This window comes from Chryseobacterium jejuense (assembly GCF_900100075.1).
GTDB classification, from domain to species: domain Bacteria; phylum Bacteroidota; class Bacteroidia; order Flavobacteriales; family Weeksellaceae; genus Chryseobacterium; species Chryseobacterium jejuense.
The window spans coordinates 143,626-156,904 of the sequence record NZ_FNEG01000006.1 but is presented as its reverse complement, the minus strand read 5'-3'; the positions used below and the strand labels follow the sequence as shown (position 1 = coordinate 156,904).

The 13,279-nt window shown below is 34.8% G+C and carries 9 protein-coding genes; 2 read left to right on the top strand and 7 right to left on the bottom strand.

Going from position 1 to position 13,279, the window contains the following annotated elements:
- Nucleotides 1-80: 80 nt before the first annotated feature.
- The 4 genes from BLS98_RS17995 to BLS98_RS17980 all read right to left on the bottom strand — a co-directional run bounded on the left by BLS98_RS17995 (nucleotide 81) and on the right by BLS98_RS17980 (nucleotide 2,878).
- A complete protein-coding gene (locus BLS98_RS17995; RefSeq protein ID WP_089738056.1) occupies nucleotides 81-815 on the bottom strand; it encodes an SDR family NAD(P)-dependent oxidoreductase in 735 nt (244 codons plus the stop codon).
- A gap of 270 nt (nucleotides 816-1,085) precedes the next feature.
- Nucleotides 1,086-1,451 (bottom strand): preprotein translocase subunit YajC, encoded by a 366-nt coding sequence (gene yajC, locus BLS98_RS17990; RefSeq protein WP_089738054.1) that lies wholly within the window; start codon nucleotides 1,449-1,451, stop codon nucleotides 1,086-1,088.
- A gap of 10 nt (nucleotides 1,452-1,461) precedes the next feature.
- Nucleotides 1,462-1,971 carry a DUF1573 domain-containing protein gene (locus BLS98_RS17985; RefSeq protein ID WP_089738051.1) on the bottom strand — a complete coding sequence of 170 codons (510 nt, stop codon included), beginning with the start codon at nucleotides 1,969-1,971 and terminating at the stop codon, nucleotides 1,462-1,464.
- Nucleotide 1,972: 1 nt separating this feature from the next.
- A complete protein-coding gene (locus tag BLS98_RS17980) occupies nucleotides 1,973-2,878 on the bottom strand; it encodes a transcription antitermination protein NusB (protein WP_089738048.1) in 906 nt (301 codons plus the stop codon).
- Between the two features lie 91 nt (nucleotides 2,879-2,969).
- Here BLS98_RS17980 and BLS98_RS17975 point away from each other — a divergent pair, with 91 nt between their 5' ends.
- Both BLS98_RS17975 and BLS98_RS17970 read left to right on the top strand, forming a co-directional pair.
- The gene (locus BLS98_RS17975; protein WP_089738046.1) at nucleotides 2,970-4,631 is read left to right on the top strand and encodes an ABC transporter ATP-binding protein; all 1,662 of its coding nucleotides are present in this window, start codon (nucleotides 2,970-2,972) and stop codon (nucleotides 4,629-4,631) included.
- Nucleotides 4,632-4,730: 99 nt separating this feature from the next.
- Complete coding sequence (locus BLS98_RS17970; RefSeq protein WP_002976288.1) at nucleotides 4,731-5,066, top strand: DUF3276 family protein; 336 nt, start codon at nucleotides 4,731-4,733, stop codon at nucleotides 5,064-5,066.
- Between the two features lie 148 nt (nucleotides 5,067-5,214).
- On the opposite strand, the gene BLS98_RS17965 is transcribed toward BLS98_RS17970, so the two are convergent.
- The 3 genes from BLS98_RS17965 to BLS98_RS17955 form a co-directional block, all read right to left on the bottom strand.
- Nucleotides 5,215-10,257, bottom strand: coding sequence for a DUF4132 domain-containing protein (locus tag BLS98_RS17965; RefSeq protein ID WP_089738044.1), 5,043 nt, complete (start codon nucleotides 10,255-10,257; stop codon nucleotides 5,215-5,217).
- Nucleotides 10,258-10,283: 26 nt separating this feature from the next.
- Complete coding sequence (locus BLS98_RS17960) at nucleotides 10,284-10,718, bottom strand: hypothetical protein (protein ID WP_089738042.1); 435 nt, start codon at nucleotides 10,716-10,718, stop codon at nucleotides 10,284-10,286.
- Nucleotides 10,719-10,928: 210 nt separating this feature from the next.
- Nucleotides 10,929-13,226, bottom strand: coding sequence for an FG-GAP repeat domain-containing protein (locus BLS98_RS17955; RefSeq protein WP_089738040.1), 2,298 nt, complete (start codon nucleotides 13,224-13,226; stop codon nucleotides 10,929-10,931).
- Between the last annotated feature and the right edge of the window lie 53 nt (nucleotides 13,227-13,279).

Below are 13,279 nucleotides of genomic sequence, written 5' to 3'. Positions count from 1 at the left end.
TTACAAAAAAAATACCGAAGTCTCTTTTCTGAAAATAAATCTTTTCTGAAAATAAATTTTGAACCGCAAAAATTAAAGAATTATGGCAATTTTGCTGCTAAGCTTTCTGGTAAAAGCCTCAGGATATGATAAATAATTTTCCATTTAAAATTAGGAACAATCGTAAAGGAGTTTCCAGCATTTACAATGTATTTTGCTACATAATCCGGCTCCATAATTAAGGACTCATTAAGTTCCAGCCCTTCATTAATCTTTGTTCGGATATACCCTATCACTAAAGCATTCACTTCTATTTTTCGGGAAGCAAGTTCCTGTCTTAATCCCGCCAAATATTGTGTAAATGCGGCCTTGGTACTTCCATACACAAAATTACTTTTTCTCCCTCTTACTCCGGATAATGAAGATAGTCCGATGATTCTTTCCAAATTTTTATTGCTTTCATCCATAGCAATAATATTCAAAATAGAAACTCCACCCATATAATTAACCTCCATCATTTGTTTTGCTCCTTTAAAATCACTCAAAGCCTTTTGATTATCCACAAGGAAACCTGCCGAATATACTACGATATGAGGCTTCACAGCAAGCTCATTATAAAACTGTTGATGAGAGTCAAAATCTGCAGCATCAAAATACAGTACTCTTACTTTATTCTGATCCAGGTTATTAGACACCATAAAATCTTCCAGTGATTTTGTATTTCTGGAGGCTGCCATTACAGAAAATCCTTTTTCAAGGTATTGAATAATGCATTGTTTTGCTACGTCTGAATTGGCTCCTAAAATGAGAACAGTTTTGCTTGTGTTTTGAATCATGAGGCAAAGATAATTTTTTATTGAATATTAATTTTACTGATGAGCACAAATGAATTTATACATTATTATGTTTTGATAATAAAAAACGTTTTCATTAGATTCTTCATTACGCCATGCTTCATTCAGAATGACAGCATTGATATTGAATACTCATTAATAAACACTCAAATCCAATTAACAATAAGTGTATTTAAAATAGAACTATAAAAAAGCTGCGGCGGGTGAACAAAGTTCACCCGCCGCAGCTAAATATTTTCAGACTGAATTAAATTATTTTTTTTCTTCAGTTTCTGTCTCTTTTTTATCCGCTGATTTATCAGCAGTTTTTGCTTTATCTCCGAAACGAGTTTCTGTCATTTCTCTGGAAACAGCTGCTTTTTCAAACTTCAGTTTTCCAGATAGTGTTTCAATAACAAAACCGTCATCCTGAACCTGAGCAATTCTTCCGTGAAGACCAGAAGTAAGGACTACTCTAGTTCCTACTTTAAGGGTTTCCTGAAAGCTTTTTTCCTGCTTTTGCTTCTTCATTTGAGGTCTGATCATCAGGAAATAAAAACCTACAAACATCACACCCATCATAATCAGCATCATAGATGAAGAACCTTGTGGCTGTGCCTGTAAAAAAAATGTCAACATATTTTTAAAATTATGGTTGAATGTTCGCAGTGAACGTTAATTTGATTGGAGACTTTTCTACGTTTGCAAAAACATCTGCATACTTCTGAACGTTTCCATCAAAGCTTGAAGAGTCAAAATGCAATGTAATTTTTCCTTTTTTACCAGGCATAATAGGCTCTTTTGTAAAATCAGGAGCAGTACATCCACATCCAGGCTTTACTTCAGAAATCACCAATGGATTTTTTCCTGTATTGGTAACTTCATAAACGTGCTCTACTTTGTCTCCTTTTTTAATTTTTCCAAAATCGAAGTTGCTTTCAGATAAAGCGATAGAAGTAGATGGTTCGTTAGAAACCGGTGCAGCAGGAGCTTCTCCTGTTACAGATGTAGCAGCAGAGTCAGCTGTTACTGGGGTTCCTGCAGCTGCAGAATCAGTAGCTACAGCTTCAGGGCTTTGAGTTTCTTTGTTTTCTTTTTTACATGAAACTAATCCAAAGCCTATAATTGACAAGGCGATAATTGATAACGTCTTTTTCATTTTATATTCTATTTTGATCTTTACAATATTTATCTAAAATACCATTAATGAAGATATTCGAACGGTCTGTAGCAAACACTTTTGCAATCTCAATATATTCATTAATAATTACTCTTGAAGGGGTGAAGGCGAAGTTATCAAGCTCTGAAATAGCAGTTGACAAAATCACTTTGTCCATCAGGGAAATTCTTTCAAGATCCCAGTTTTCCAATCTTTCTTCCAGCTTTTTCTCATTGTTTTCCCAGTTGTTAAGGGTATCTTTCAATAATTTAGCGGCGAAAGTCTTGTCTTCTTCATCTTTAATCATTTTGATTAAAGTTCTGCTTTCTTCATCTTCTCTTAGGAATCCGATTGTTTTCTGTACCATGGAATTGGCAATATGAATGTCATCATACCATGAAAGTTCTTTATCTCCAAGATAATCGTGGAAATCTTCATTTTCAGCAATATATCTTAAAAATAATTTTCCGATAAACTTCTGATCTTCTTCAAAAGAATATCCTTCTTCTTTCATGAAATCCTGATAACGTTTTCCAGCAGTAATTCTTTGGAAAGTCTTTACCAATAAATCATCATGCATATCCCATTTCAACTGCTTGTGCTGACCTGTGAAGAACAATCTTTCTGGATTTTCCTCTAGCTTAAGCAATACCTGGTTGTTGATGAATTTTTGGTTAGGATTGATGTCTGCATCGGTTTTAAGATACTTGTTCTTCCCGATTTCAATCTGATGTTCTGCTAAATCTTTAAGTCCTACTAAAAAATTAAGCTGATAGATATAGAGATAATAGATTTTCTCTATTCCAGAGAACATGTTTTTCTCTAAAACATCAAATTTTACAGGGTTCTGGTAGTATGAATACACCGCCTGTACTACTTTTTCACGAATTTGTCGTCTTCCTAACATTCAAAGAGCTTTTTAATGAGTGCAAAGATACAAAATTTAAAATTGATGGAATTCGTAGTCTGATGACATTTTTGTAATTTTGTAAAACTATATGAAAGCTCTAAAAACCTTAAACCCCTATTTTTGGAAACACAAAATACTTTTGTTTTGGGGGGTATTATTTATCATTGCCAGTAATTTTTTCAATATATATAAAGTTCAGTTTGTAGGAAAATCTGTGGATGAACTTACCAAAAGTGGAAACCTGGGTTTCAATCACCAGGTACTTATTTATGTTGGAATCATTGTAGGCTGTTCACTTTTAACCGGATTCTTCACTTTTATGATGCGACAGACGATTATTGTTGCCTCCAGAAGAATTGAGTATGAATTAAAGAATAGGATTTACAGACATTATCAGGATTTATCTTTAACAGACTATAAACAGACAACCATCGGAGACTTAATGAACAGATTAAGTGAAGATGTGGTGGCGGTAAGAATGTATCTTGGGCCAGGCGTAATGTATGTGGCCAACCTTATTGTTCTTGTCCTAATTACAGCTATTTATATGGTGAAAACGGATGCTTCCATGACTTTATGGACCTTGTTGCCACTTCCTATCCTATCTTTTGCTATTTATAAAGTAAGCTCAATCATCAATAAAAAGTCGAAAATTATGCAGAAAAGCCAGTCTGCGATTTCAACTTTTGTACAGGACAGTTTTTCGGGAATCCGTGTGGTAAAATTTTTCGCGAGAGAAAAATATATTGAAAAAAACTACGGAATTAAAGTAACCGATTACCAGAATAAAGCATTAGATCTAGCCAAAACAGAAGCTTATTTCTTTACCATTATCTTGTTTGTTATCGGCTTATTGAATGTTGCCGTTATCTGGATTGGAGGAACAAAATATATTGCTGGAGAACTAAGCATTGGGAAAATTGCTGATTTCTTTATGTATATCAATACTCTAATTTTCCCATTCTCTATGGTAGGTTGGGTAACTTCCGTGAATCAGAGAGCTGAAGCTTCTATGCAAAGGATTAATGAATTTATGGATAAAAAATCTGAGATTGTTAATACCAACTTTGAAACCTATCCTATTAAAGGAGATATAGAATTCAGAAATGTATCTTATGTGTATCCCAATACAGGTATCAGAGCACTGGATAATTTAAGCTTTACAATTAAAGCTGGAGAATCCCTTGCTATTATGGGGAAAACAGGAAGTGGAAAATCTACCATTGCCCTTCTTTTATGCAGGTTGATAGATCCTACGGAAGGAGAAATTCTGATTGATGGAAAAAATCTGAAAGAGCATAATCTAACGAACTACAGAAATTTCATCGGATATATTCCTCAGGAAAGCTATTTATTCTCGGATTCCATTGAAAACAACATTGGATTTGCCATAGATGACCCATCACACGAAAAAGTAATTGAGTATGCTCAGATTGCAGATGTTCACAAAAATATTGTGGAGTTTAAGGAGGAATATAAAACACTTGTTGGTGAACGTGGGGTGATGCTTTCGGGGGGACAAAAACAAAGAATTTGCATTGCCCGAGCTCTGATTAAGGACCCAAATATCATTATTTTTGACGATTCCCTGTCTGCTTTAGACACCGAAACAGAGCAGAATATCCTTGAAAATATTGATCAAAAAATTGGTAATGCAACATCCATAATTATCACACACAGAGAGTCTAGCGCTCAAAAAGCCCACCAGATTATCAACCTTACCGAAATTGCCAATTCTGTAACCGCATAGCTGTTTCATTCCTAATTGTTAAATAAATCATAAAAAAAATTTTGTGATTAAAAGAATTCTTTTATATTTGTTCTTAACAAGATTAAAAAATATCTAACAATGAGTGAATACAAGGAACGCCATGAAAATGAGATTTTCACTAAGGTGTTAAAAGCAGGGAGAAGAACTTATTTCTTTGATGTGCGCGAGACGAAAGCGGGAGATTACTATCTTACAATCACTGAGAGTAAGAAGAATTTCGGAGAGAATGGGGAAGCTACATTCGAGAAGCATAAAATTTACCTTTACAAGGAAGATTTTAAGAGTTTTCAGGAGATGTTTAATGAGTCCACAGATTTCATCATTAACGAAAAAGGTGAGGATGTAATTTCAGAAAAACATGACAAAGATTTCAAAAGCAGATCTTACACGATAGATTCTGACGACGAAGTTTAAAAAGAATATCTAAAAACACAAGCATCTGAAAAAGATGCTTTTTTTATGTCTTTAAGATTAGAAATTTTCATTCAGCTAACAATAATTATTTATTCACTCTATATATAAAAAACGGTACGCTTTTAAAGCATACCGTTTTCTTTTTAATTTATACATACTCCCGCTTTATCTGCGATAATATGGTTGGATCCTGTATCTCATGATCCTTAGCTAATAATAATACCTTAGATAATACTTCTGCTGATTTTGGATCATCATCTGCAAAAGGCAGGAATAGCCTTCCTCTGTGTTGGGAATGTACCGGAAGAATAGATAAATATTTTCCAGGGGTCTGATGAACCACCGCACTTCCTAAATGTACACTGTATTCTGCCATCTGACCTTTTACCAGCACATGTGAGCCTTCAATTTTCACATTATCCAACTTGAACAGACGAGCCGTTTCTTTCATTAATACTGTCCTCATTTCAATAGATGAATGGCTGGCTTCAGGATCTACATTTCCTACATGCGCAACAGAAACTACCAGATCCACATCCCGCATTACCTCGGAGAATAACCTTGGATTAATTTCCTCAAAAGGAATATTCTTGTAGTCCTTTAATGAATGAAATTCTATCGTTTCCAGGGTTGGGCTTTCTATATCTGCAGGCGAAAACCAATCTGCCATCGCATATAACTTCACCTGGAAGCCTTCTTTATGATAAACTTTCTGTAATCCTTCCTCATAATCTACCTTCCAGCCTCTTGTTTTAAGCAATGCCAATGTCTGTTTTGGCTGAATCTGATGTCCAGCATACCTACGGGAAATAGACTTTTCCTTTAATTCATCGGGTGTAGGAACATAGAGTTCTCTAAAAATCTGCTTAAACGGCTGGATTAGTTTTTCTTTAAAACAATAATGCTGATAATCGCTCCATACAGAATGTTCATGTAAGTCTACACAATGTACAATACGTAAAGTATTATCTTCATTCAGTTCCTGAATTTCTCCATGAGCATTCACAAGGCCTCCATCATGGTAAAAACCTATTTTATGATCGTTGGAAATAAACACCAGCTTTTCTAAATGCTTAACAATAACAGGATGTTCAAAAAGGATTTTCATTTCTTTTAAGAAAAATTCATCACCTCTTATCATGGCTTCTTCCAATCCTTTTCTGGAACGAACCCATTGTTCCCGCATAATTTTGCGGTTATTGGTTAATTCTACAATGGCTTTCTCCTTCTTAATTTTTGGTGGAATAGATTTTAGCTGTTTATCATCTCTAAAAACTACCAGTTCTGCTTTTCCGTTATCTTCTATAATTAAGCCCACAGTTACTCCATCAATGGTCACTTGGGTTTCTTTTGATAAAAGAGTTTGAATTTGCTTGGTCTCCATGGCCCAAGTAAGTCTTACCGGATCAGGATACCCAGCATTTCTTGCCAGATTCTCAAGGGCTACACGAATTGCCAGCGCTTCACTTGCTTGTTTCATAGAGCCAAACTCCCTGCTTTCTTTTTTAAACTGCTGAATGTACTCGTATCTGCTCAATACATCTTTCTCCGGATTGGCTTTGCTTAAAGGAACAAGCCCATACACACGCAGATAATCCTGGTCCCGCTTATCTTTTACTTTAGCCGTAACTTCTTTGATCTTTAAACTTCCGGACAAGGTATCGGAATACAATCTTGCTCTTCGGTGACCGTTCCCATCCGATATATATTTTGCAGATTCATATAACATTTCCCAACGGGCTTTCCCAAGTTCTTTATAGGCTTTTGTAAACCAATCTTTATCCACAGCCCCATCTTTAAACTCCTGGATATCTACAGATGAATATTTTGCCACCTCACTTTCCAGCTTGGCGTTCTGCTCTTCATAAGCCCCGGTTTTAGTATGCGCATGCATCCACCAAATTGCTGAATCCAGTCCTTTCCAACCTAAATAACCACTGATAAGTGATTGCCATTGCGGCGCATATACTGCTGCCTGAATTAAACGAAGCTCAGAAATTTTTTCCTTCTTCATGATTTCATTGAATACCTTCTGGGTATCACTTTCCAAAGGATAACAATCTGAAATCAATTTAGAGAAGAGCTTTTGTTTGGTCATATTTTCATTCCTGTAAGCATAAATATAGTTGGCATACAATCCTGATTTACCCAAACCTTTCAGAAGCTGAACCAAACGTTGTGTTCCAAATATAGTCTGAAACTCCTGTACAAAGTGAGAAACCGCAGTATTGGCATCACCCCGGATAAGCTCTACATCAAGGAATTTATCCTGTATTTCCTGAATCATAGGTTTCACAAAAGGGAATTCATCCAAAAGATTCTCACTACTATTGATTAGCTTACCTCTTGTAAGATCTCCAATTGCAGAATCTGCAGTAAGGATTCCTTCACAAAGTTCTTGTTGGGTAATAAGTTTCAATTCATAGGCTTTACAGAATAAATAAAAGTTAGGAACAGATTTGCTGATATTTTCTTTCAAGCCATTATACTGCATCCAGCGGTATAAATTCCATTGCTTGATATACTGTTCATTGGTAAGACCTTTTCCAGGAACCGTCCATAAGAAAGGCATAAAAAAATCAAGCTTCTGCCAGCCATTTCCCTGATCCTGATAATAATAGTCATTACTATCCTTTCCTTTATAACTGATAATACTTTCAGGAAGATTGGAAAAGAGTGTACTGGCTGCATCTATTGCAAAATCTACACGTTCTTCAAATACAAACTTATCTTTTAATGACTGAAGAATCATAATAATCGGATTTTCCCAGGCATATCTTCCTTTTAATGGATTTACTAAAAGATCTTTATAGTAAAAAACATAATTCTCCATGAACTCCCTGAAGACTTTCCTATCACAGTTTTCAGCCAATGTTAATAAATACAGATCTCTCGACTGTAAACCTGAATCCAGATACCATTGCTCCCAAACTTCATGCAGAGGATAGTTGGCTGCTAATTGCTCTTGGGAGAACCCTTCTGTATTTCTTTTGATTTGACGGAAAGTATTTCCCATCAACAAAGTCGTCACAGAACCATCCCATTCATCAGATTCATATTCATAATCTTTGTGCTTCAAGAATAGATCATTAAGCTTCTTTATTTCAGCTTTTATATCATCCATAGGTTTTGTAAACCCGTATTTATCATTTTTAGTAGCTTGTGCATATACTGAATCAGCTTCTACCTTAGGCAAAGCAAATTTTGATACGATATTAGGATCATAAAAACCATATCCGTTATCTTCAGAAAGAACTGTATTATCTCCAGATGGATTAATCTGATCTAATAAAACCTGTTCTCTTTCCGTTATTTTTGATCTTTCAGCATATTGTTTTATCCAGCTCGTAATCTGCGCAGAAACTCTTTTTTCCTTCTGCAACTGAAGCATCACATCCAATGAGGCTGCACGCTGTTCCAGGTCACCTTTATTCATTAATTCATCCACCAATGGAGTAACAACATTATCTTCCTGAGCAATAACAAGCTCTATAAGCTTTTTACGAAGTACACCTCCTTTTCTTTTAAAGAGATCAAAGAAGGTTATGATTTCTTCCTTGGTTAAAGGATCTTGTAATAATACATTGATACCAGAAGCTATCAATGCTTCTCCTCTGTCTTTTAAAATTTTAAAAGCAAACTCTTTTTGAAAAGCCGTTACTTTCAATTTCTTTTTCCCTACTGCATAGGACAGGGAATAACAGTAAAATTCGCGTAATAGATTTCTTGCTAACAATTCACGTAATGAAAGATCAAACTGATCAAAATAAGAAAGAACCATATCCAGTTTATGACTATCCTCTCCTACCAGATAAAACATAGAAGCATACAGATCACTTTTTTTGAAAGTAGCATTTAACCACGAGAATATTTTGCCTTCAAATTTTTTCTCTTTTATTTCTGTCTTCAGCGTTAGTTCGTGCAGCTTTTCAAAAAAGTCCGGATAATCTGGATTATTGATAAAGAATTTGGAATCTGTATTGTTACTTAACAGCATAGACATTGGATAGCCAGCAAAAGCTAACACCTCAATATTTCCATCTAAGACCGCTTTATAATACAATGGCATCTGAATATAAGGATCTGCCGTTTCTATAGCAAACTTAATCGCCAGACATTTCTTTTCTACATCACCTTTATCAAATAGTTGATGCAGATAAGGAACCGTTTTTTCAACATCCCATACTCCTTGTACCCAAAGAGCCATATACACTTCATTATTATTCTTGCTCTTCACCGCTTCCGGAATTTCCTCCGGATTCTTAAAGTAATGATCTGCTAATGACAGGATATTCTTTACTACAGATTCTTTTTCTGCCTCCCAACCTAAGCCTGTCCAGGTATCTATAGCTCTTACAACGGATGAGAAACGAGTGAGCTTTTGGTCAATAATCACATCAATCATGTACTCCAATGCGCCAACGCTTGTTTCATCCAAAGCCTCTAGTATGGTTTGACGTAAGCCTTCCTGTCTTTGTGCTGCCAGTAAAAGTTTTTCTACGAGTTCCCAGCATTTTTTCTGTTCGCTATTGAGTAAAGCTTTAATAATATTCAAGGAAATCTTTCCTTCAGGATGTTTATTGAAAATAATATCTTCAATCAATTGATAAATGGCAGTATTTCCTGTATCTATCGCAGCAGACCAAACATAAAAATGGCTTGCGTTATGAACGAATTCATTATCATAAATAATTTGTTCTTCTAAAGACAGATCAAAATTCTGATCGCCATTATAAGAATAAATACAAGGAAATATCATTAATGACCTGATGAAATTGATCTGATTGAGTAATATATAATCTTCACGATGTGGAGCACGGAATGAACGTCTGGAATAATTATTCTGATACATTTTGTATTGCATTTTATTCCATGCATATTTTACCAGTTCCGCATTTTCTCCAAAAAGATAAATTAATAAATTATAATAATCCTGATCTTCCCAGATATCAGGTTTGATAGATTCTTTGAGTTTTTCAGCTTCTTTTGATCCTAAATTTACTCTTTCAAAATAATTAGGTTTACCTTTCAGTAATCTGCCTAATTCTGCTACTTCTTTTGTAAGGATTGGCCTATCCGGAAAAAGTGAAGAAGGAACTCCCTGCTCCGAATGTTCCAACAGATCTTTCCGCTGCTTTTCATAAAAGTTTTTGATTAATTTTTTCGATTCTAATTTTTTTGTGATTTCCATGTATTTTATGTATTAGTAGGATTTGATTACCAGTAGCTTCCTGCAAGAAAGGTAAGCCTGATGAAGGTAAATGTATGTTGTAAATTCAAATCTATAGTTTGATTAAGACTTTCAAGCTGTTCGTTATTATAAAATACAGCGAACAATCCATCTTCAAATGCCTGAATAGCATTATCCTGAGCTTTTTGTACGTCTGCTTTTTTAAGATTATAGATACTTCCAAAACCTACCTTACCGGTATCTGTAAGAATATTCAGATAATTATCTGTTGGAATCTTGGTATAGTCTTCGTCTTCAAATTCAAATGACTTCGCATTAAATTCTTCTACCTGCTGCTGAACGATTAGCTTTAATAAATTTTCTAAAGAGATCATTGAATCTTCGTAAGCGATTTCAATGTTTTGTTCCGAAAGAACAGGATGCTTCCTGCCCAACTGTTTTACAGTGACTTTTATATTCATATTTGAACTTAGTGTGTTTAAATATAGTGAAATTTAATCCTGCTATTGTATCAAATTGAGATTTCATGACGAATATCAAGAAAAGCAGTGAAAATTTTTAATCTGATTTTTTTAGCTAAAGCCTTTTAAAGATTTATTATATTAAAAAAACGGGCAAAAGCCCGTTCCGATTGATATTATTATATATTTTATACTTCCATTGATAATGAATCATGGCTTCAGGAAGCTAAATAACTGACTTGAAAGGTCATCCTGACAAGGATCTGAATTTTTATTTTCTCTACTACTATTATTCACATTATTTACAACCTTTGCTGCAGAGAACATTACAATCCCTCCGTCTTTTCTAAGAGTAACCAATTCTTCATTCTTGGAGCTTGAATCAAACTTCCCCAAACACATAATATTGTCCTCAATCTGCGCAATAGAAAAGTTTTCAGCACCATCATTAGATAAACCATTTCCATTTAACTGAAAAACCCTATAGAACCCATCAAAATTCCTCTGAGCAACAATTTCTCCCACACCATCACCATCAAGATCTCCTACAGCTAGTCCCTTCCAATCTGAATCCGGACCCCATTCCGTAGATTTGGCAATTTCTGTCAATACACCATTATCATCTACATCATAAACATGTATACCATTATACAAAGAATCAGCAGCTCCAGCATCAACAAGCAATACAATCTCATCTTTTGCATCACTATCAAGATTACCGGATGCTATTGCTTTGATTTTAGAGTTCGCCGGCAAATTGAGGGGATTATGGTGAACTAATTGAGGGGTTGTTCCATTAAACTGGTAGACAAAAACTTCTTTATCAAAGTTCCTAACCGCAACAAAATCATCTTTACCTCCACTGATAAAATTTCCGGCGGTAATACCTGCCCATTTCGATTGAGCTCCATATCCTGTATATCTGGCCTGCTCGATAAGGTTGTTATTTTCAATTTTTAAAACATAAAAACCATTTTCATTAGCATCCGCATGATCATTTAATGCAATAATCTCACTTTTACTGTCTCCAAAAAAGTCACCTGCAGCCAGCCCTTTCCAATTATTGGAACCACTGTATATTTTATTGTTGGTAACCGGGCGAAAACCTTTATTATAAGGTTCCAAAGTTTCCATCAATCCATCAATATTTCTGATGACCACAAATTCCTCATCATTATCTCCATCAAAATTGCCCTTTGCAACACCTCTCCAATCAGAATTCCTGCCATATTTATGGTCGGTATTGACAGGTACAATTAAATTTTCAAAATTTGACATCAATGCCAATGTTATAGAAGATTCATCTACCGTTATACTGTCATAATAATGTTTAGCAGCCTGCAGATCAGCAACTGTTTGATATAATGTTTCATCATCATATTTTGATAAATAAAGCCACATATAAGCAGGATAGGTTCCGTATCTGGGACGAGTAGGTGGATTTGGCGGTACTATTTTATCATCCTTTATATCCCAGTTTTCAGCATTATAGTTAACTCCGTTTTTTATAACTAAAGGAGATATATAGATATCTTTTGTAAACGTTTTATAATATGCTTCCATATCGGAAGTGCTATAGACAGGTATCCCATTTTTTTTAATATCATACTTATGACATTCGTAAGGGAAACTTGCCGTCAGATTAGCATGGGATACATCTTCCCGTAAATCATCAAACTTCCAATAAGTCCAGATATTTGACCCAAGAAGAGGATTAAACTGTGTATTAGATTTTATAAAATTGGCAATTTGATTAAGCTGCGTCACATAAGTACTATCCTTTGTTGCTATAAACATATGTACTAGCACTCTTCCGGCAGAGCTTTGCATATTAAAGGGTAAAATGACATTCGGATATTTTAATTCATCGGGTGCATTTCGCTCCTTATAATAGCCCATACTATCACTAGAATTAGGAATAGGTTCTGTATGCCATTGATCTTTGTGATAAAAAAGTGTTTCTTTTATCCTTTGTATAAGATCATCAGCAATAGCATCATACTTCATTCCAGAATACCGACTACCTGTAACAATATCTGCTTTTAAACCTTGAAGTGTTGAGTCATTCTTAATTATTCCGGCAAATTTAGCCATAGGATACATGATATTAGTGCTATGAACCAAGTGGGAATAAGCTTTTCCTGAATCTGCCTTTTTATTATAATGATTATTTGACCAAGCAGGACCTAGGTTTCCCTGATGATCGTAGATTGGAGCCAGATTAATCTGATGTCTAAGATCATTCCTTCTACTGATAGTATTTCCCATACATCTTATTAGTGTTTCAGCATACGGCTTTTCTTTAGTTTTTTCATACATCAATACCAACGCTTCCATATGGGCAGGCACAGCCCATGCAAACTCAAGTTGGTCTGAACTGTCTGAACTACTTAACCATATATTAAACCCCTTAGCATCAAACATGCGTTTATAATAGGACTGGGAATTCGACTGAGAATAAAATTTCATTGCCAATAAGACAATAATGATTGTAAAAAGTTTTTTCATGATAATTAGTTTTTATTGTGTATTTGAAATAGTTTCAAATTTCTTTTACAAAG

Coding starts and splice junctions, on each gene's coding strand:
- BLS98_RS17965 (WP_089738044.1), bottom strand. CDS start 10,257: ATGGAAATCACAAAAAAATTAGAATCGAAAAAATTAATCAAAAACTTT.
- BLS98_RS17995 (WP_089738056.1), bottom strand. CDS start 815: ATGATTCAAAACACAAGCAAAACTGTTCTCATTTTAGGAGCCAATTCA.
- BLS98_RS17980 (WP_089738048.1), bottom strand. CDS start 2,878: ATGTTAGGAAGACGACAAATTCGTGAAAAAGTAGTACAGGCGGTGTAT.
- BLS98_RS17975 (WP_089738046.1), top strand. CDS start 2,970: ATGAAAGCTCTAAAAACCTTAAACCCCTATTTTTGGAAACACAAAATA.
- BLS98_RS17970 (WP_002976288.1), top strand. CDS start 4,731: ATGAGTGAATACAAGGAACGCCATGAAAATGAGATTTTCACTAAGGTG.
- BLS98_RS17960 (WP_089738042.1), bottom strand. CDS start 10,718: ATGAATATAAAAGTCACTGTAAAACAGTTGGGCAGGAAGCATCCTGTT.
- BLS98_RS17955 (WP_089738040.1), bottom strand. CDS start 13,226: ATGAAAAAACTTTTTACAATCATTATTGTCTTATTGGCAATGAAATTT.
- BLS98_RS17985 (WP_089738051.1), bottom strand. CDS start 1,971: ATGAAAAAGACGTTATCAATTATCGCCTTGTCAATTATAGGCTTTGGA.
- yajC (WP_089738054.1), bottom strand. CDS start 1,451: ATGTTGACATTTTTTTTACAGGCACAGCCACAAGGTTCTTCATCTATG.